The sequence below is a fragment of the Coleofasciculus sp. C1-SOL-03 genome (assembly GCF_040220555.1).
GTDB lineage: Bacteria > Cyanobacteriota > Cyanobacteriia > Cyanobacteriales > Coleofasciculaceae > Coleofasciculus.
The window spans coordinates 1-17,457 of record NZ_JAVJUO010000194.1; the positions used below are offsets into that span (position 1 = coordinate 1).

Genomic DNA, 17,457 nt, shown 5'->3' on the forward strand with positions numbered 1-17,457 from the left:
CCGTTGGTTAAGGCTGATATCGAGCAACAATGCCGGGTATCAGCCAAGCGCAAGCGTTAACGGTTATCGACCAAAAGTTACACCGTGGACTTATACCAAGGCAGAATTACTGATGGGTAGGTTTGTCTAGGTTTTTAGAAGCGGCATACCGGAACTTACGCCCGGGGAGATTTGCCCTCTTGGGCGATTGGAGCAATCCTGTCGTCTAACGGCGAGTCGTTGAACCAGGAATCCTCGTCCACAGCCTAGCTATGGTTCAGGAGTGTCAAATGGAGTCTGACGCGCAAGCGGCGCAGTTTTTTCATCGTTCAGTATTAAGTCAGGAGTTAATCGCTGGATTGGCGATTCGTTCAGGTGGGCATTATTTGGACGCGACGGTGGGCGGCGGTGGACATAGTGAGTTAATTCTATCGGCTAGCCCAGATGTCCGTGTCACCGCGATTGACCAAGATGCCCAGGCGATCGCAGCCGCTCAAACTCGGTTAGCCTCTTATGGCGATCGCATCCAATTTTGGCAGGGAAATTTTGCCGACTATCAACCGCCTGAATCATCCTATGATGGCATTATTGCCGATTTAGGGGTGAGTTCTGCCCAACTGGATATTCCCGATCGCGGCTTTAGTTTTCGCCATCAAGCCAATCTGGATATGCGGATGGATCAACGCCAATCCTTAACCGCCGCCGAGATTATCAATCATTGGGATGAAACCCAACTGGCAAACATTATTTATGAGTATGGTGAAGAACGCTTATCTCGGCGGATTGCCCGGGCAATTGTGGAACGCCGCCCCTTTGAGACAACCACCCAATTAGCCGAGGCGATCGCGCGATCAGTTCCCAAAAAATACCGCTATGGTAGGATTCACCCCGCCACTCGCACCTTTCAAGCGCTTCGCATTGCCGTTAATCAAGAATTATCCTCCCTAGAAAAATTTCTCAATTGTGCGCCTAGATGGTTAAAACCAGGCGGCAGAATTGGTATTATTAGTTTTCACAGCTTGGAAGACCGTCTGGTTAAACACCACTTGCGGGATTCACCAATATTGCGGGTGCTTACCAAAAAACCCATAACTCCACAACCCACGGAACGGGATGAAAACCCCCGTGCTCGTTCTGCCAAGTTGAGATTGGCTGAACGTCTTTGAAGGGACAAGAGACTACAGGGCTAGAAGTCAGTCAAGTCATCCTATGGGCGCTGGTACTGGATTGGGAAAATCAGACTAGAATACTCGCTTTTTCAATGCATAGTATGACGATTTTGTCAACGGCTAAGACGAAGTTAGTGTTCTAAGATACAAACAGATGGCGACGTCCTTGTCGTCACCAATCTACTGTTTCTTTTTATCCCCAAGTTGGTGTCAATAAGCAGATGTTGCTGAAAAATTGCTGAACATATCACTCTGGCGAAGAAATATCAGGGCAGATGCATCGAGCCAAACTTAATCTGACACCAGGGAGTTCTACTCTTAGTCAGTTAAGGTGAATGTTTGGTGTTATTTCGTTTTTAAGAAAACATCTGACAAACCTTTGGATCTTCCAAAATATACCCCGTCCAAGTTGAAAACTGGAGATTCTCCTAGAGAAAAACGACCGGTTTCAACGTAGACGCGGTTTAGATTGTTCCTTTTGTTGATGACTCACACTTGCCCTAAATGAATTATGAGGGAAATTTTAATCGGGAGCCTCAGGGTGTCCCTAATGATGCCTATTCTTGGTTATTTGTGGTGGATCGGCTCAAAATCACAGATTGAACGACAACCGGGCTGGTTCTATATGCTGGCAGGTTACGCTTTAATTTGTCTAGATGGGTTTATGGATTTAGTCCACCGTACTCTTGGGTTGACAACCCTAAACTCTAGTCCAATCGATACGCTGATGCCAGCGACACTGCTTTATTTAGTGGGATTTGGACTGCTGGTGCTTGGTTTATGGCAATGGTTACCGTTTGTTGCCAGGGTCAAGAAGCTAGACATTTTGTTCCCTTCATACCCTAACTCGGAAGACTATCATACCTGTAAATTGTACGAGCAAGGCGGCACGATCACCCAGTCGGATGAACTCAAGCAAGCGATAGCAGACTGTCTACATACTAACGCCGAACTGCAACAACGAGAAGCACAATTTCGGGCGATTACTCAAGCCTTTCCTGTACCTGTCGCGATCGCACAAGCCTCTGATGGCACAATTGTCTACGGCAATTCCCACGCGAACGTACTGTTTGGCGTTGCTACCTCAGAGTTAGTCGGTAACTCAATGCCCGATTTTTATGAAAATCCTGCCGACTGGCAAAGACTGTTAGCCAGATTAGACCAAAAGGGTGTTGTCCAGAATGATCCAGTTCGTGTCCATACAATTAATGGCACGCCCTTGTGGGTAACGGTATCGATGCAGGTGTTGACCTTCAATCAGGGAAAAGCCATTCTGAGCGTATTCCATGATATCAGCGATACCTACCAGCAAATTACCCAATACCAGCAAACAGAAGCCGTTCTCAAAGACAGTGAAGCTTGCTATCGGACGTTGGTTGAACAGTCTCCCGAGGCGATCGCCCTGGAAAGCCAGGGAACCCTGGTTTATATCAATCCTAAAGGTGTCAAACTACTGGGAGCCATTCGTCAAAGCCAACTTATTGGTAAACCTTGGTCAGAGTTTAGCTCACCAGATCAGGGAAATCAGAGAAATAGGAGAGATCACCAAGTTATTGGTTCTGAGCCTACAGAGAAATTCTTGGATCACAAACGAAGGTCGCATCCCCCTCACCCCCTACCATTACCCACAAAATTTGTCCCCGAAAAACTGGTGCAGTTAGACGGTCAGATCATTGATGTGGAAATTGCCCGTTTACCCGCCATTTATCAAGGTCAAGAGGCAACCCAACTGGTAATTCGAGATCGTACTCATCCAGAACAGCCAGACCGAGACCTGAGAGTACGAGCGCGTCAGCAAGCAACTGTGGCTAAATTGAGCCAACGGGCGCTTTCGGGACTGGATTTAAATACCCTGATGGACGAAGCGGTAAGTACGATTGCTCAAACCTTAGAGGTTGAGTATTGCAAAGTGTTAGAACTCCTACCCAATGGTAATGTGTTTTTACTCAAAGCGGGTGTGGGTTGGTCACCGGGATTGGTTGGGTATGCTTTAGTCGGTGCCCACAGGAATTCCCAAGCGGGTTATAATCTGATATCTCAAGAACCTGTCGTGGTTGAAGATCTACCGATTGATCCTCGCTTTAGTGGACCGCCTCTGCTCTACAATCATCGCGTTGTCAGTGGTGTGAGTGTGGTGATTCCGGGTCAAGAGCAACCCTTTGGAGTTTTAGGGGCGCATACCACCAGCCAGCGCCGTTTTAGTGAAGATGACATTCACTTTCTCCAGGCGGTTGCCAATGTTTTAGCTTTGGCGATTGGACATAAGCAGTCAGAGGCGAATCTCTATCTGATGCAGCGAGCGATCGCGGCGAGTAATAATGGAGTGATTATTACAGACCCCAATCAGCCGGATAACCCAGTTATTTACGTCAACCCCGCTTTCGAGTCAATGACCGGTTATACCAAAGAGGAGGTGATTGGACGTAACTGTCGTTTCTGGCAAGAACCTGATTATCATCAAGCTGGGGTGACTAAGTTAGCGACAGCGATTCAAGAGCAACGAGAGTGCCATGTCATTTTACAGAACTATCGCAAAGATGGCAGCCTCTTCTGGAATGAACTCTATGTGTCGCCCGTCTTTGATGGAGACGGCTATTTAACCCACTTTGTCGGGATTCAAACCGATATTACTAAACGGAAGCAGGCAGAGGAAGCCCTACGACAGAGTGAGGAAAAGCTGGAGAGTATTCTCAGGTCTCTAGATGATGTGGTTTGGTCGGCTTCCCTGGAAAATCAACAGTTTATTTACCTGAATCCGGCGACAGAACGGGTTTATGGTCGCCCCGTATCCGATTTTGTGGATTGTCCCAGTCTCTGGCAGTTCGTCGTTCATCCTGATGATCGCCAACGGGTGGAGAGGGCATCTCATCGGATGATTCACCAGGGGAGTAAAGATCTAGAATATAGGGTTGTACGACCGGATGGCGAAGTGCGTTGGCTGCGCGATCGCGCCCGCCTGATTTATGACCAAAGGGGTATTGCCATTCGCATGGATGGAATTGCTACCGATATTACCAAACGCAAACAGGCAGAGGCGGCTTTACTCAAAAGTGAGGAGCAATTTCGCCTCACCTTTGAACTGGCTCCCATTGGCATGGCAATGACATCCCTTAAGGGTCAATTCCTCAAGGTTAATCAGGCATTGTGTGACGCTTTGGGGTATACGGATCAAGAACTGTTGGCTCTCACGTTTACAGAAATTAGCCACCCGAGTGAACGGGCACTCGACTTTACCCAACACCAATCCTTGTTGCAGGGGGAACTCTCTCATCTGCAAACTGAACGGCGATTAATATCAAAATCTGGCAGGATTGTCAATGGTATTTTGAAGGTTGTGTTGGTCAGAGACGCTCAAGGTCAACCCCTACACTACATTAGTCAGGTGGTGGATATTAGCGATCGCAAACGCATGGAGGAACAGTTACTCCACGATGCTTTCCACGATGTATTGACCGGATTACCGAATCGGGCATTATTCATGGATCGGCTGGAGTATGCGTTGCGACGGGCAGGGCAACGCTGGGACTATTTATGTGCGGTGATTGTCTTGGATTTAGACCGTTTCAAGGTGATTAATGATAGTTTAGGGCATCTGGTCGGCGATCGACTGCTGAGTGCGATCGCCAACCGATTACAAAGGTGCTTACGCCCCAGCGATACCTTAGCCCGGTTAGGGGGAGACGAATTTACGATTCTACTGGATGATATCCCCAATGCAACAGCAGCTACGGATATTGCCAAATCGATTCACCAAACCCTGGAATCCTCATTTAACTTAGATGGGTATGAGGTGTTTGCCACAGCCAGTATTGGGATTGCCCTGAGTGGTATGGGGTATAACCGGGGGGAAGATTTGTTACGAGATGCAGATACCGCCATGCATCGGGCAAAACTTCAGGGAACGGCTTGTTATGTCATGTTTGATACTGCCATGTCCGGTCGCGCCCTTGCCCAGTTACGCTTGGAAACCGAACTACGATGGGCAATTGAACGCCAAGAACTAGAGGTGTATTACCAACCGATTATTTCCCTGGCGACAGGTAAAATTACCGGGTTTGAGGCGCTGGTGCGTTGGCACCATCCAGAACAGGGAATGATTTCACCGGGCGCGTTTATTCCGTTAGCTGAGGAAACGGGTTTAATTATTCCCATTGGTCAGTGGGTATTGCGGACATCGTGTTATCAGCTACGCCAATGGCAACGACAGTTTCACCATTATCCCCCGTTAACCATGAGCGTTAATTTGTCGGGGAAACAGTTTTCTCAAACGAATTTAATTGAGCAAATTGCCCAAATTATTCAAGAGACAGAGGTCAATCCCAGCACTCTCAAGTTAGAAATTACTGAAAGCGGGATTATGGAACATTCAGACTCTGCCGCGGCTTTATTGGAGCGACTTAAGGCATTGAAAATTCAGTTATACATTGATGATTTTGGCACCGGCTATTCGTCGTTAAGTCGCTTACATCAGTTTCCCATTGATGCCTTAAAAATTGACCGTTCCTTTGTCAGTCGCATGGGAGATGCGGGAGAAAATGGGGAGATTGTGCAAGCGATTGTGACCTTGGCTCACAATTTAGGCATGGATGTTGTGGCTGAAGGGATAGAAACGAATATGCAGTTAGCCCAACTGAGAGGGCGGCGATGTGAATATGGTCAGGGATACTTTTTCTCTAAACCATTAAATCGGCAAGCCGCAGAACAGTTAATGATTAATTTACCTCAGTGGTAAACGATGAAATGGGGAGAAGGAAATTGCAAGCTGGCTCCCTGACTAGGTGCGCCAGCTTTGGCAGGAGGCTTAATTAATTGGAATTTATTGTCGCTCTTTCAAGAGTTGCTGCATGGCTACCGCTCCCCCACTATTGAAATTAATTGTTAATTACAAATAACTTAACCTCACTTTTACCTGATCTGTCAACCTGCTCGTGGCGCGATCGCATTACTCCCTTCCCGGTGACTCAAACGATTGCATCAAGTTCCTTGTAGCCACTGTGCCTTTTTTACAGGAGATTGATTATCGCCTTAAATGACTCATCAGGATATTGCCGAGACGATTGGGATTACCCGGGTAACCGCAACTCGCCTAATCAATCGGTTGGAACAGGAAGGGAAGATTGTGCGATCACATCGAAATCTCATCCTCACCACTGGTGAACCTTCTCGGTATAATGAATAAGCATTTTGGAAGCATCAAAACCTTGATATACTGTAGGGTGGGCATTGCCCACCAGCCTTAATCAGCGTGCCTTATTGACTTTTGAGCGTTAGAAATCCAGCACTTTGTCAGCCGCTAAAATTAAGTTAGGGATTTCATCATTCTCCAAGGCAAGTTGGCTTCTAGGACGCAGAAAATTTTCATCAATCCCGACGGCGCTAGCACAAACCGGACAGACGATAATCTTGCCACCTGCTGTCACAAAATCCTCATAGAGTTCAGCAACAGTCATAGTACCGTTTCCCCAACGCAGATCTAAGGGTTGTCGAGCATCTGCCAGTCGCACGCCTTCCAAGGTTAGCACCAGTGTAACCTGCGCCCCTTTCCTTTGCATATTGCTTCCCAGCTTCAGCGCCATAAAAACAGCGTGAAGATCATCGGTGCTGTGTTTAAGATGCACAATAATGTTCTGCTGGTTAGCGGCGGTAATTTCCTCCCCTGTGTTGGGTATCATCTCGCCTGGTTGCGCGTAACTCGGTAATGGCGTAGCTAGCGGTAATACCAGCACTGCGCCTAAAAGTGCGATCGCCCCTCTACCTACTCTTCCACTGCCCTGTTGCATAATATCCATACCTCAAGCCGTTTGAGAAATGCCGAATCGATGATCATGCTTGTCTTCTGTTTTGTCAAAAGACAAATGGTCAAATCTATGATTAGGGGCGATCGCACTCTATGCTCATGTCATCATACAAGTCTGTTAATTCCCGCGATCGCGTCTTTTTTTTGTTAACCCGTCGCCTCATCTTTTTCGTTCTTTGGATTGGGTGTCCTCCGGTTGAAATTCTGTCCATCCTCTACAAACAATCTCGTAACATTTTGGTGGGGCAATGGGTAAATTTGTCAAGTTAAAAAATGCTGCTTGATTGGCATACTCCAGCAACAAAACAACATCTTTGTAAGGATTATAATGATCCACCACTTGCAGAATATAGCCATTCATGAAATGTTTTTGCAGTAGCACCGTATCGGCAGCCGCCAGCCATGCATTAAAAAAAGCAGCTAGACGACGGCGCGGTACAAAATGAGCTGGGAATGTTTCTCCAAAAGCACCAACAGTCGGAGTATTGGTACTACAGACAACAGCACCACGATCCCCACTCAAGTAGCCAACCCAGGCGTTATAACCAATGACTAATAGGTTAGTGGCGATAAAATCGTGCTGCCAATCTTGAGAGTTTGTTTCAGTCATTTGTCATTTTTCATTTTTCATTTGTTATTTGTTATTTGTCATTTGTCATTCGTCATTCGTCATTCGTCATTCGTCATTCGTCATTTGTCATTTAGACAGGGCGGGTTTAGTGACGTTAGGGTGGACAAAAAACGATAGTAGTGAAACCCGCCCCTACACATAAAACTCTTTTCTTGTCATTGATCATTTATCTTCCCCATCTCCCTCATCTCCCCCATCTTCCCTAAGCACTTGGACTAGAAAACTCTGATTTTAGTCGCCAATCCCAGTCTTCGCAACAGACGAATCATCTGCCAAATTAGGTCAATTTCCCACCACAATACGCCGTACCGTGCAGAAGATTGGCAAGCATGGTGATTGTTGTGCCACCCTTCACCAAACGTCAGCAAAGCCACCCACCAGCAATTTGTGGAGTGATCGCCTGTCGCGTGGCTGCGATAACCAAATTTGTGGCATACGCTATTCACACAACAGGTACTATGAAATCCGACAAACAGGCGCACAAAAATGCCCCACACCACAAACGGCATTCCTCCTAACCCATACAATAAAATCGCCAACCCTACTTGCAAACCAATATAGTGCTGATGGCAGAACCGATAAAATTGATCATCAGCAATGTCTTGAGTAAACCGAGACAATTCAGTTTTTGCGGGCACCTCATGCATTAACCAACTGATATGACTCCACCACAATCCCTGAGTCGAATCATGGGGATCAAGGGGTTGGTCACTATACAAATGATGAATTCGATGGTAACCAACCCAACCCAGAACCGCTCCTTGTCCCGCCAACGTACCGCAAAAAATCAGACAATATTCCAACCATTGAGGCACTTGTAAACTACGGTGACTGGCTAAACGATGGAAACCCAACGAAATACCAAGTCCAATCGTTATCCAGTGCAACAATAGGGCAACACCGACAGCACTCCACTTAAAATTACTGGGCAAAAATGCCAAGAGAGTTAATAGGTGTAACGCGCCAGTCGCGAGAATAATTGTCCAACGTGGACGGGGTGAATTTGACATGCAAATGCTCAAAAATTTAACAATTATTACCGGAAACAGGGCTGAAATTCATGCCAACGCCGACGAACTTGTCGGTCACATTCAGGAGGGGAAATTTTTAGGTTATGCAAGAGATTAATTTCGGTTTGAGTCTGCGCCGTGAGTAGCAAGATTACATCTTCATCAGGGTGATAACGATCCACCAGTCGCAGAAGTTGGTCAATTACACCTTCCTCAACTCTACGTCCTTGCATCTGACTCACCACCTGGGGTTTGGCAATGAATTCAGCACGGAACGGTATCCAATCCAGACTGATTATCTTTGATGCGATCGCGGTATCCTGCACATCCACACAAACCATCCCGCGACCGGATTCAACATAACCGTTCCAAGCGTAATACCCAATCACCAACAAATTGGCATGAATAAACTCATTTTGCCAATAGCCAAAATTACCTTGCCAAACACTATTGTCCGGACGCATGGGTTTCCTCCCGCAGCATTTTTGCCGCTTCTACCATATTTTTCAACGCCGGAATCACTTCGTCCCAATGGCGAGTTTTCAAGCCACAGTCGGGATTCACCCAAATTTGTTCAACGGGCAAATTAGCCACTCCTGTCCGTAGTTGTTCCAGAAGGTGTTCTGTTGTGGGAATCACTGGACTATGGATGTCATAAATCCCATTCCCCACCTGATGAGCATATCCAGCATTGGTAATTTCAAACAAGGTTTCATTATTACTGCGGCTATTTTCAATCGATAAAACATCCGCATCCAGACGCTGAATGTGCTGAATAATATCCCCAAATTCGGAATAACACATGTGAGTATGAATCTGGGTTTGGGGTTTGGCAATTCCAGCACTGAGACGAAACGCATCCACTGCCCAAGACAGATAATCCTGCCACCGTTCTGGTTTCAGCGGTAAACCCTCTCGCAATGCCGGTTCATCAATCTGAATAATCGTCGCTCCCGCTGCTTCTAAATCCGCCACTTCTTGCCGCAAGGCTAAGGCAATTTGGAATGCCTGTTCCTGTCGGGAAATGTCGGTACGGGGGTAAGACCAATTAATCATGGTTACGGGTCCGGTGAGCATCCCTTTAATCGGTTTTTCCGTTAATGACTGGGCAACGTTAAACTCACGAACCGTCATCGGCGCTTGACGCACGACATCACCGTAAATAATCGGGGGACGAACATAGCGACTGCCATAACTTTGCACCCATCCATGTTGAGTGAAGGCAAAACCTTGGAGTTGCTGTCCAAAAAACTCCACCATATCGGTGCGCTCAAATTCACCATGCACCAGCACATCTAATCCGGCTTCTTCTTGATAACGAATACACTGAGCAATTTCGGCATCAATTGCCTTTTGGTAATCAGCCAGAGTGATTTCGCCGCGCTTCCATTGTAGCCGTAGTTTCCGCACCTGTGAGGTTTGCGGAAATGAGCCAATTGTGGTAGTTGGAAATGGGGGCAGTTGAACTTGTAGTGGCTGTCGTTGGGTATAGGGGAGCGATCGCTCAAAGGCATCAACATTCAATGACTGAAGCTGTTGTTGAACCTGTGCATTGGGGGGGCTGAATTGCTCAAATGCCGTTTGGCGTGTGGCAATATCCTGCAATTGCGATCGCGTGTCTTCCCCTTGGAGGGTTTGCGCCAACATGATCACTTCTTGGAGTTTTTGTTCCGCAAAACTCAGCACATTTCGCAGGGGTTCGGGTAACTTGGTTTCCCTTGTCGCATCGTAGGGAACAAACTGTAGGGAGGCGGAGGGTTGAATGGATAGGTTGGAGGTAATGGGTTTAATCTCGTCCAGGATGGGTAAGAGGCGATCGGGTCGAATTTGCCAGACGTTTCGCCCATCCACAATACCCACACCCAGGCGTTTATCGCTGGGAAACCCATGGTGTTTAAGTTGGTCTAGATTGCGCCCCCGGGTAAAGTCTAAACTGATGCTGGCAACGGGTAATTGGATCACCCAGGGATAACTTCCACCCAAATCATCAAAATAGGTGACCAAATCTAGCGGTATACCCACCTGCGCCAATGAAGCGTAAGTTGATTCATAGTCGTCTTTAAACTTAGCCGTATCTCCCAAAACTAGGGCAGGTTCATGAATTTGAACGTTTTCTACACCCAAGGGTTTGAGTGCCTGTAGCAGATTCACATAGCGATCGCACAGGGGACGAATGATCTCCGAAATTGGCATATCTAACCGACTCAATCGTAGGAGTGTCATCGGACCTAAAATAATCGGCGTTGCCCGTTTCCCCAGAATTTGCTGGGCGCGTTTAACGGTTGCCAAAACCGGATTAAAATCCGTCGGTTGCAGTTGGGCGGAAATTTCCGGTACGAGGTAGTGGTAATTCGTATCAAACCACTTGGTCATTTCCAGGGCGGGAATGCCTTCTTTCCCCCGTGCCATGGCAAAGTATTGTTCTAAACCGGATAGATGCCGAAATCGTTCTGGAATCAATCCCAAATAAATAGACCAATCGAGTACAGAATCATAGAGGGTAGCGTCACCAATCCCAATGCGATCGATACCTGCTTCACGTTGGGTTTTCCAGTTGGTTTCTTCAACCTGGCGCACGGTTTTCCGTAAGGATTCTGCGTCTAATTTTTCACTCCAGAAAGATTCTAAAGCTTTTTTGACTTCGCGGTTTTTGCCGATGCGAGGATAGCCTACTGTTGCGGTTTGAATGGACATGGTTTCTCTGTGTTTAATTAAGGTGTAATAGCCAGGATTTGATCAAGCGCTAAGGGTAGCACTCACCATCAAGGAACAGCACTCAAGCTATCTAATGCCTCAGGCAATTAATCGGTGTTACCGGAGTCATTAGAGCGATGAAATACTATAGGTTGTGTTTAATTGGTGCAATTTCCTCAAAGGCAGAATCTGTGCCAGAAAATCCGGTTCAACGGTTCAGGCGATTCTGAAACCGGGCGGGAACGCCTCGGATATAGTAATGCAGGATAGATTGAATCTAACCAAACGAAGACGTAGCAGTAAAAAACCCTTCTGCCCTCTGCCTCCTGCCTTCTGCCTTCTGCTATATTTCTGGACAGCAGAAACACTGCCTTGGGTGGATAAATTGCCAAACCAATCGAGTAATACCAGCTAGCATCTGTAGCGTATTTCTGGCACGATCAGAGCGTGAAATCGCGGGATGGGACTATTCATGATTGTATACATCTGTACCTCGCAGATGGATGAAATGATTTGACTGAAATTGCTTGACATTCGGCGGGCATTCTGACTCAGAGACATCAGTCTCATTACAGCTGCGGGACAGCGTCGGATTTGCACCGACCTTTCCCCATTACTTCTAACGGCTGCTCCCCGTTAGAACCGAACGTGATTTTCACTATATCACCATCATGTCTTTTTTGTCTCCCCTGCTCCCCTAATTTTGTCCACCTTCCCCACCTTCCCCACCGACAGAGTATTCTTTCTAAGTAGCATTTGGGAAGAATCTCAGCACCGTGATTAGAGTATTTCTTGATTCAAGTGCATTGATTGCAGCCTGCGGTTCTGCTAGTGGTGCTAGCCATTTCTTTCCGCTTCAGCCGTAACGAATTGTCCGAAAGTCCACACGGTTTGTATCCGGCTCATAAAGGGTGTAGGTGGCTTTTCCGGGTTCTCGTCCCACATTACCCACCCCAATGACTCGACGAGGAGATGCTGTTGCTGTCTGAACCGACTGTTGACTCTCAAGCGTGGTGATTTGTGAAGACACAGAACCTCCTTGCAGTTGATACTCAAAAATTAAACCCGATCGACCACAAAATAGGTGAGTTGCACCCACACGCATCAAGCGATCGCACATCTGCCAAGGGGGTGTCTGAGGCGTCAATTGATCATCCACACTCACGCTGCTACCATGAATCAGTAGACAATCGAGTTCTAAGAACCCAAAATCTAGGTGGCGAATCCATTCAATCGTTTGCCGGGAAACAGCATCCCAAAGCAATTTTACGGTGTCAGCACCATAGTTCTCAATCAGTTGAGTCGGTTCACCTGTAGCTGCTAATCCATGAAGAATCAGACATTGTTCCTCCCACCAACCGGTACAGATTTTGGGTAAACATTCGTTGGGTTTCGGAGAACGAATTCGCCGCACAACCTGTTCACTTTCGGGTCGAGAACTAATAAAATCCCCCAAAATATAAATATCATTCACCCCTCTAGTCTGGTGTTTAATATCAGAAATTACTGCTTCATAAGCGGCAATATTTCCTTCAATTCCACTTAAAATTGCCCAGGTTTCCATTGTTATTCAGTATGTGGGAGAATTGGACTTAACGGTGGAGAACGTCATTTGTCAGGCTTTAAAGACAGGATAAACGTGACAACCGTCTGCCTTCTGTTAACCGATGACCAAGAAAGGTTTATCGCGCACAAATATGAGTTGGGTCATCCGCTTTTTCGGCATACTCCAATCCTCGCGCCAATCGCCACGCAAAAATAGGAGGTAAGCCTTTATCAATAATTGCCGCACAGGTTTTTTGGTAGTCGTACTCAACCTCCCTCAACGTTACCTGTTCGGTGTCAGTATCGTAAATAACATAGGTAGCATTCGGGCGTCCGTGACGAGGTTCTCCGACAGAACCCACATTGATAATCCGTTTCAGCCGAGCCTGGAAAGTTTGCTGTTGTTGCTGTTCCTCGCGACTAATCTTGACTTGCAGTTGACCCGCTGCTAACGTCCGCACATAAGGCAGATGGGTATGTCCACAGAAAAGAACATCAGCACCCGTCGAGAGAACTCGTTCCACGGCTAAAAAAGCATCTAACTCCGGCAACAGGTATTCATGATTACTGTGAGGACTCCCATGAACAAAACAGAGGTTTCCTTCCTTTAAGCTATAAGGCAGTTGGGCGAGGAATTCTCGTGTTTCAGGGTGAATTTCCTGATTCGTCCATTCGTGAGCAATGCGTCCTCGTTTTTCGGCTAATAGTGAAGGATAGGAACATTCGCAAGCGTTTAATCCTTCAACAACATCTTCATCCCAACATCCCTGACAGGTGGGAATATCGAGAGAGCGAATTTGTTCGACTACAGCATTGGGATGGGGTCCATAACCCACTAAGTCGCCAACACAAACGATTTTGTCAGCGTTTTGGTGATCAATATCTAATAAAACGGCATCTAAGGCTGGGTAGTTTCCGTGAATGCAGGAGATAACAGCAAGTTTCATACTACTTCTTCTTCGTCTGGGTCTAAAATAGCTAACGATTCTTTGATTTGTTGTTGGTAATGATGAACAGCTACATCCGATAAACAGCAATCTTTCAGTGTTTGGGCGATCGCGCTCTTATCCAACGCCACACCCACCACCTCAATCCCACTGAAGCGCTGGGGACGACCTTCAAGCCAACGTGGAAGCGCTAACTCGGTGTAGGTACTATTGATCCCCGCGACAAAATCAAAATAAAAGGCGCGTCCATCGGCTAGGTCAAAAATTCCCTTGGCTCGATTCACATTGCCATAGGCTCCTTGGGTTAACTCAGCCCAAAAGACATCCAGACTAGCTGGATCAAGCACTTGAGAGCTAATCGGCGCACGCCAAAGCTCAGGATTTCCCTCCGGGGTGGCAATTGTCACCCCTGGCACGACTTGGTCTGCCCAAACGTGCCATCCGGTATCCTGAACATTAGGTGGCATCACGGCAACGCGACGATAGCAGAGGTGATCTAATACGGACAACACTGGCTCGACTGACTCTAAATCCAGATGAAATCCCAGTTCTATATAGGCAAGACACTCCAGCCGAGCTAACTCTAACAACCTATACTCATCCCCTTCTTTGAGAAGTGTGACTTGGGGAAATTCGACAGTGATACCCGTTAGGTCAATGGGAACAGGCTGAGAACCCGGACTAAAATACAGCACGGGTTGGTCAGTGATGGCTAGCTGTTGTCGAATCCAAGTGGTTTTTCCGGCTCCCGGTAAACCAGCGACAGCAATAATCATTGAAGAACATTGTGGGAATGATTATCATTATAATAACTCAAACGGGTGGATCGATCGCGTGATCGGGCAAACAGCACCGTGGTATCGGGCGCTGACGTTAATTGAACGAATCCCAGACTCAGGGACAATCAGGGAAGACTCTGACACCTATAGCTTTAATCAGGACTGAGCCGAACGCAAACTGCAGCGCTGGTATTCCCACTCAGTACAATAGATACAGAACGCGAATATCGGTTGGAGGCAGTATTTGACATCCTCACCGCCCTACAAGGACGGTGATTCCAAAAGCGTCGAACAGCGATAACTGCACGTACTCTCGGTGGGTTGACGGCTCACCACACACTGCCTCACTTGAGGTCTTACACGCGCTCCCCGTCCATTTAACGTCGTGGGTCTGCCCGACCCCGACCTTAAGTCCAGCTTGTTCAATATTGACCGAGGCGTTATCGTCTCGGTCGTGTTCTACGCCACAATTGACACAGACAATCGTTCTAACCGATAGGTCTAACTTGCCCCATCGGTAGCCGCACTCAGAACAAACTTGACTGGTGGGTTCCCATCGGCCGATGACTCTAAAATCCCGATTGTGTTTGCAGGCTTTACCCTCACACAATGAGCGGAATTCATGCCAGCCAGCTTGACTAATTGCCCGTGATAATTTGCGGTTTTTGAGCATACCGCCAACGTTCAAGTCCTCCAAGGCAATGACTTGGTTTTCGTCTACTACCTTAGTGGACAGCTTATGCAGGAAATCCTTGCGCTTATCCCGTATCTGGGCGTTAAGCTTGGCTACTTTAACCCGCATCCGTTCTCGCCGCTTGCTTCCCCGTTCACGTTTAGCTAACCGCCGTTGGCAACGCTTCAGCTTGCGGTAGAGAAGGGAGTAGTCTGGGCTATCAATTTTTTCCCCGTTGCTACAGGACGCAAAGGTTTTCAGACCTAAATCAATCCCGATTGATGGGTTCTTGGGCGGTTTAATTTCCGGGTCTACCTCTACAACAAAGCTGAGAAAGTATCTGCCAGCACAGTCTTTAATCACCGTGACTGAAGTCGGTTCAGATGGCAGAGGGCGTGACCACTTAATCTTGATGTCCCCAATCTTGGCTAGGTAGACCTTGGACGTTTTGGTTTTAAACCCTCCTTTTCTGAATCTTGCTGTTTGTTGAGAACGGCGCGATTTAAATTTAGGTGGGTTTACTTTTTTGCCCTTGCGCTTACCGGAACGGGATTGAAAGAAGTTTTTGAAAGCTACTCCTAAATCAGCAATCGATTGCTGCAAAGGGATATTGCTAACTTGAGTTAGCCACTCTCTAGCCTCAGTCTTCTTAGCCTGAGTGATGCACAGCTTCTGGAGTTCACTATTTTTAGGCAGCTTTTCCGACTGCTTGCACAACGCCAAAGCATCATTCCAAACCACCCGCACACACCCGAATAGTCGCGCCAATGATTGACGCTGACCAGGGGTGGGATAGATTCGGTACTGATATCTCGCTTTCATGGTGCTATTATATATTGGTCTGCTTCCTGAGACAACCATGTATCGCAAAGAAAGACATAGCGTTACAGACTTAAAGACTCACTTGGTCTGTGTGACAAAATACAGAAAGCCTGTTTTGACTCACGAGGGCTTAAATGTGATTGAAGACTCCTTTAGAGATGTCGCCAAAAAAATGAACTTCACCGTTGAGGAGTTTAACGGTGAAGCTGCGTAAAGTTCATGTTTTAATTGAGTATCCCCCTAAGTTATCGATATCTCAAATTGTTAATGCGCTAAAAGGGGTGTCCAGTCGCCGTTATGGACAAGTTGGATACAGGAAGCCTAGCAAAAACAACCTTTGGAGTCCTAGTTATTTTGCGGTTTCTGTTGGTGGAAGTCCTCTTGAAGTATTGAAACAGTACATCAAAAACCAAAGCCGTCCTTGAAGGACGGGGCTTGTGACCCAAATTTTCGGTCACTTACCGTCGCCGATTTAGAGAACCGACAAGCTTATTATCCAGACTATCGGCTAGAACGATGAGTAATCTATCAAAAGACCAAGAACTTACGATTAAGACATTTCTTTTGTCAATGGCTGAAGCAGGTCAGGTAACACTTCCACAAGAGGTTTTGGATAGCTTACAGGTGAGTCCAGAAAATTCGTTGCTGTTGCTGCAAATTGGGGAGTTTGTTTTACTTGTTCCTAGACAGCCTCAAGTTAGTTCTCTTGCCGATCGCTTTGTCTCCCAAATGAATACCAACCAGGTTAGTTTAGAAGACTTATTAGAAGGGTTACAGGAAGAGAGGCAAACCATTTGGGAAGAATATAAGCACCGTGATTAGAGTATTTCTTGATTCAAGTGCATTGATTGCAGCTTGCGGTTCTGCTAGTGGTGCTAGCCATGCCGTGATTGTCATGGCAGAGATTGGATTGTTCAAGGTTGTAATTTCAGAGCAGGTTGTAGACGAGTGCGAGCGCAACCTGATGAAAAAACTGCCAAAAGCTCTTCCCGTTTTTAGGCAAATTATCTCTACTATCGCTCCTGAAATTATACCCAATCCTTCTACTACAGAGATAGAGCAATGGGTAGCAATTATCGAACCTAAAGATGCTCCCATCTTAGCTGCTGCGGTAGTCGGTCAGGTCAATCGGTTGCTGACACTAAACACGAAAGATTTCACGCCAGAAGTCTCGGCTCAAAGTGGTTTACTGATTCAAACACCGAGCGAATTTATTCAACAAATTCGTGCTTTAATTAACAAAGAATTGAGTGAGTGATAGATAGGGAGGTGGCTTGCTTGTTTTCTTAAAAGCCAAAGGGAACAGGGAACTGCTTAACAGGGAATACCTAATTTATACCAAATCCAGGTTGATTCCCCGAGTCCGCGTAGACGGACTTTGTTTGTGTGGTGCCGCGACTTCCAGTCACCG

14 protein-coding genes, 2 pseudogenes and 1 riboswitch are annotated in these 17,457 nt (G+C 46.8%); of the genes and pseudogenes, 7 read left to right on the plus strand and 9 right to left on the minus strand.

The features are described 5' to 3' along the window. Positions 1-144 precede the first annotated feature (144 nt). From RIE73_RS29430 to RIE73_RS29445, 4 genes and pseudogenes are all read left to right on the plus strand, one after another. Positions 145-249: pseudogene (locus tag RIE73_RS29430) on the plus strand (RNA-guided endonuclease InsQ/TnpB family protein); the annotation flags it as partial. A gap of 20 nt (positions 250-269) precedes the next feature. Further along, positions 270-1,145 carry a 16S rRNA (cytosine(1402)-N(4))-methyltransferase RsmH gene (gene rsmH / locus RIE73_RS29435; protein WP_446404547.1) on the plus strand — a complete coding sequence of 292 codons (876 nt, stop codon included), beginning with the start codon at positions 270-272 and terminating at the stop codon, positions 1,143-1,145. 553 nt (positions 1,146-1,698) lie between these two features. Next, the gene (locus RIE73_RS29440) at positions 1,699-5,880 is read left to right on the plus strand and encodes a PAS domain S-box protein (RefSeq protein WP_446404548.1); all 4,182 of its coding nucleotides are present in this window, start codon (positions 1,699-1,701) and stop codon (positions 5,878-5,880) included. Between the two features lie 297 nt (positions 5,881-6,177). Beyond that, positions 6,178-6,327 carry a helix-turn-helix domain-containing protein gene (locus tag RIE73_RS29445; RefSeq protein ID WP_446404549.1) on the plus strand — a complete coding sequence of 50 codons (150 nt, stop codon included), beginning with the start codon at positions 6,178-6,180 and terminating at the stop codon, positions 6,325-6,327. Positions 6,328-6,415: 88 nt separating this feature from the next. Here the strand turns inward: RIE73_RS29445 and RIE73_RS29450 are convergent, their stop codons facing one another. From RIE73_RS29450 to RIE73_RS29490, 9 genes are all read right to left on the minus strand, one after another. After that, entirely contained in the window at positions 6,416-6,937 is a 522-nt protein-coding gene (locus RIE73_RS29450; RefSeq protein WP_446404550.1) for a DsrE family protein, read from the minus strand. 168 nt (positions 6,938-7,105) lie between these two features. Next, positions 7,106-7,555 (minus strand): hypothetical protein, encoded by a 450-nt coding sequence (locus RIE73_RS29455; RefSeq protein ID WP_446404551.1) that lies wholly within the window; start codon positions 7,553-7,555, stop codon positions 7,106-7,108. Positions 7,556-7,791: 236 nt separating this feature from the next. Next, positions 7,792-8,586 (minus strand): acyl-CoA desaturase, encoded by a 795-nt coding sequence (locus tag RIE73_RS29460; RefSeq protein WP_446404552.1) that lies wholly within the window; start codon positions 8,584-8,586, stop codon positions 7,792-7,794. Between the two features lie 26 nt (positions 8,587-8,612). Continuing rightward, the gene (locus tag RIE73_RS29465; RefSeq protein ID WP_446404553.1) at positions 8,613-9,050 is read right to left on the minus strand and encodes a hypothetical protein; all 438 of its coding nucleotides are present in this window, start codon (positions 9,048-9,050) and stop codon (positions 8,613-8,615) included. Beyond that, positions 9,034-11,280 carry a 5-methyltetrahydropteroyltriglutamate--homocysteine S-methyltransferase gene (gene metE / locus RIE73_RS29470; protein WP_446404554.1) on the minus strand — a complete coding sequence of 749 codons (2,247 nt, stop codon included), beginning with the start codon at positions 11,278-11,280 and terminating at the stop codon, positions 9,034-9,036. Before metE ends, RIE73_RS29465 begins: the two co-directional genes overlap by 17 nt. Positions 11,281-11,799: 519 nt before the next feature. After that, positions 11,800-11,942, minus strand: a riboswitch (cobalamin riboswitch). A 194-nt stretch (positions 11,943-12,136) separates the two neighbouring features. After that, positions 12,137-12,844, minus strand: a complete 708-nt coding sequence (locus RIE73_RS29475) for a metallophosphatase (RefSeq protein ID WP_446404555.1) — start codon at positions 12,842-12,844, stop codon at positions 12,137-12,139. A 118-nt stretch (positions 12,845-12,962) separates the two neighbouring features. Beyond that, complete coding sequence (locus tag RIE73_RS29480; RefSeq protein WP_446404556.1) at positions 12,963-13,772, minus strand: metallophosphoesterase family protein; 810 nt, start codon at positions 13,770-13,772, stop codon at positions 12,963-12,965. Further along, positions 13,769-14,548 (minus strand): GTP-binding protein, encoded by a 780-nt coding sequence (locus RIE73_RS29485; RefSeq protein ID WP_446404557.1) that lies wholly within the window; start codon positions 14,546-14,548, stop codon positions 13,769-13,771. Before RIE73_RS29485 ends, RIE73_RS29480 begins: the two co-directional genes overlap by 4 nt. 256 nt (positions 14,549-14,804) lie before the next feature. After that, positions 14,805-16,046 carry an RNA-guided endonuclease InsQ/TnpB family protein gene (locus RIE73_RS29490; RefSeq protein WP_446404558.1) on the minus strand — a complete coding sequence of 414 codons (1,242 nt, stop codon included), beginning with the start codon at positions 16,044-16,046 and terminating at the stop codon, positions 14,805-14,807. A 37-nt stretch (positions 16,047-16,083) separates the two neighbouring features. On the opposite strand from RIE73_RS29490, the pseudogene tnpA reads away from it, so the two are divergent. The 3 genes and pseudogenes from tnpA to RIE73_RS29505 all read left to right on the plus strand — a co-directional run bounded on the left by tnpA (position 16,084) and on the right by RIE73_RS29505 (position 17,304). Beyond that, positions 16,084-16,471: pseudogene (gene tnpA / locus RIE73_RS29495) on the plus strand (IS200/IS605 family transposase). A gap of 91 nt (positions 16,472-16,562) precedes the next feature. Continuing rightward, on the plus strand, positions 16,563-16,868 hold the full coding sequence (locus RIE73_RS29500) for an AbrB/MazE/SpoVT family DNA-binding domain-containing protein (RefSeq protein ID WP_446404559.1): 306 nt from the start codon (positions 16,563-16,565) through the stop codon (positions 16,866-16,868). Further along, positions 16,861-17,304, plus strand: a complete 444-nt coding sequence (locus RIE73_RS29505) for a PIN domain-containing protein (RefSeq protein WP_446404560.1) — start codon at positions 16,861-16,863, stop codon at positions 17,302-17,304. Before RIE73_RS29500 ends, RIE73_RS29505 begins: the two co-directional genes overlap by 8 nt. Positions 17,305-17,457 lie beyond the last annotated feature (153 nt).

What these genes read in the sequence shown, in the direction of transcription:
- rsmH (WP_446404547.1), top strand. Translation starts at nt 270, where the DNA reads ATGGAGTCTGACGCGCAAGCGGCGCAGTTTTTTCATCGTTCAGTATTA.
- RIE73_RS29440 (WP_446404548.1), top strand. Translation starts at nt 1,699, where the DNA reads ATGATGCCTATTCTTGGTTATTTGTGGTGGATCGGCTCAAAATCACAG.
- RIE73_RS29445 (WP_446404549.1), top strand. Translation starts at nt 6,178, where the DNA reads ATGACTCATCAGGATATTGCCGAGACGATTGGGATTACCCGGGTAACC.
- RIE73_RS29450 (WP_446404550.1), bottom strand. Translation starts at nt 6,937, where the DNA reads ATGGATATTATGCAACAGGGCAGTGGAAGAGTAGGTAGAGGGGCGATC.
- RIE73_RS29455 (WP_446404551.1), bottom strand. Translation starts at nt 7,555, where the DNA reads ATGACTGAAACAAACTCTCAAGATTGGCAGCACGATTTTATCGCCACT.
- RIE73_RS29460 (WP_446404552.1), bottom strand. Translation starts at nt 8,586, where the DNA reads ATGTCAAATTCACCCCGTCCACGTTGGACAATTATTCTCGCGACTGGC.
- RIE73_RS29465 (WP_446404553.1), bottom strand. Translation starts at nt 9,050, where the DNA reads ATGCGTCCGGACAATAGTGTTTGGCAAGGTAATTTTGGCTATTGGCAA.
- metE (WP_446404554.1), bottom strand. Translation starts at nt 11,280, where the DNA reads ATGTCCATTCAAACCGCAACAGTAGGCTATCCTCGCATCGGCAAAAAC.
- RIE73_RS29475 (WP_446404555.1), bottom strand. Translation starts at nt 12,844, where the DNA reads ATGGAAACCTGGGCAATTTTAAGTGGAATTGAAGGAAATATTGCCGCT.
- RIE73_RS29480 (WP_446404556.1), bottom strand. Translation starts at nt 13,772, where the DNA reads ATGAAACTTGCTGTTATCTCCTGCATTCACGGAAACTACCCAGCCTTA.
- RIE73_RS29485 (WP_446404557.1), bottom strand. Translation starts at nt 14,548, where the DNA reads ATGATTATTGCTGTCGCTGGTTTACCGGGAGCCGGAAAAACCACTTGG.
- RIE73_RS29490 (WP_446404558.1), bottom strand. Translation starts at nt 16,046, where the DNA reads ATGAAAGCGAGATATCAGTACCGAATCTATCCCACCCCTGGTCAGCGT.
- RIE73_RS29500 (WP_446404559.1), top strand. Translation starts at nt 16,563, where the DNA reads ATGAGTAATCTATCAAAAGACCAAGAACTTACGATTAAGACATTTCTT.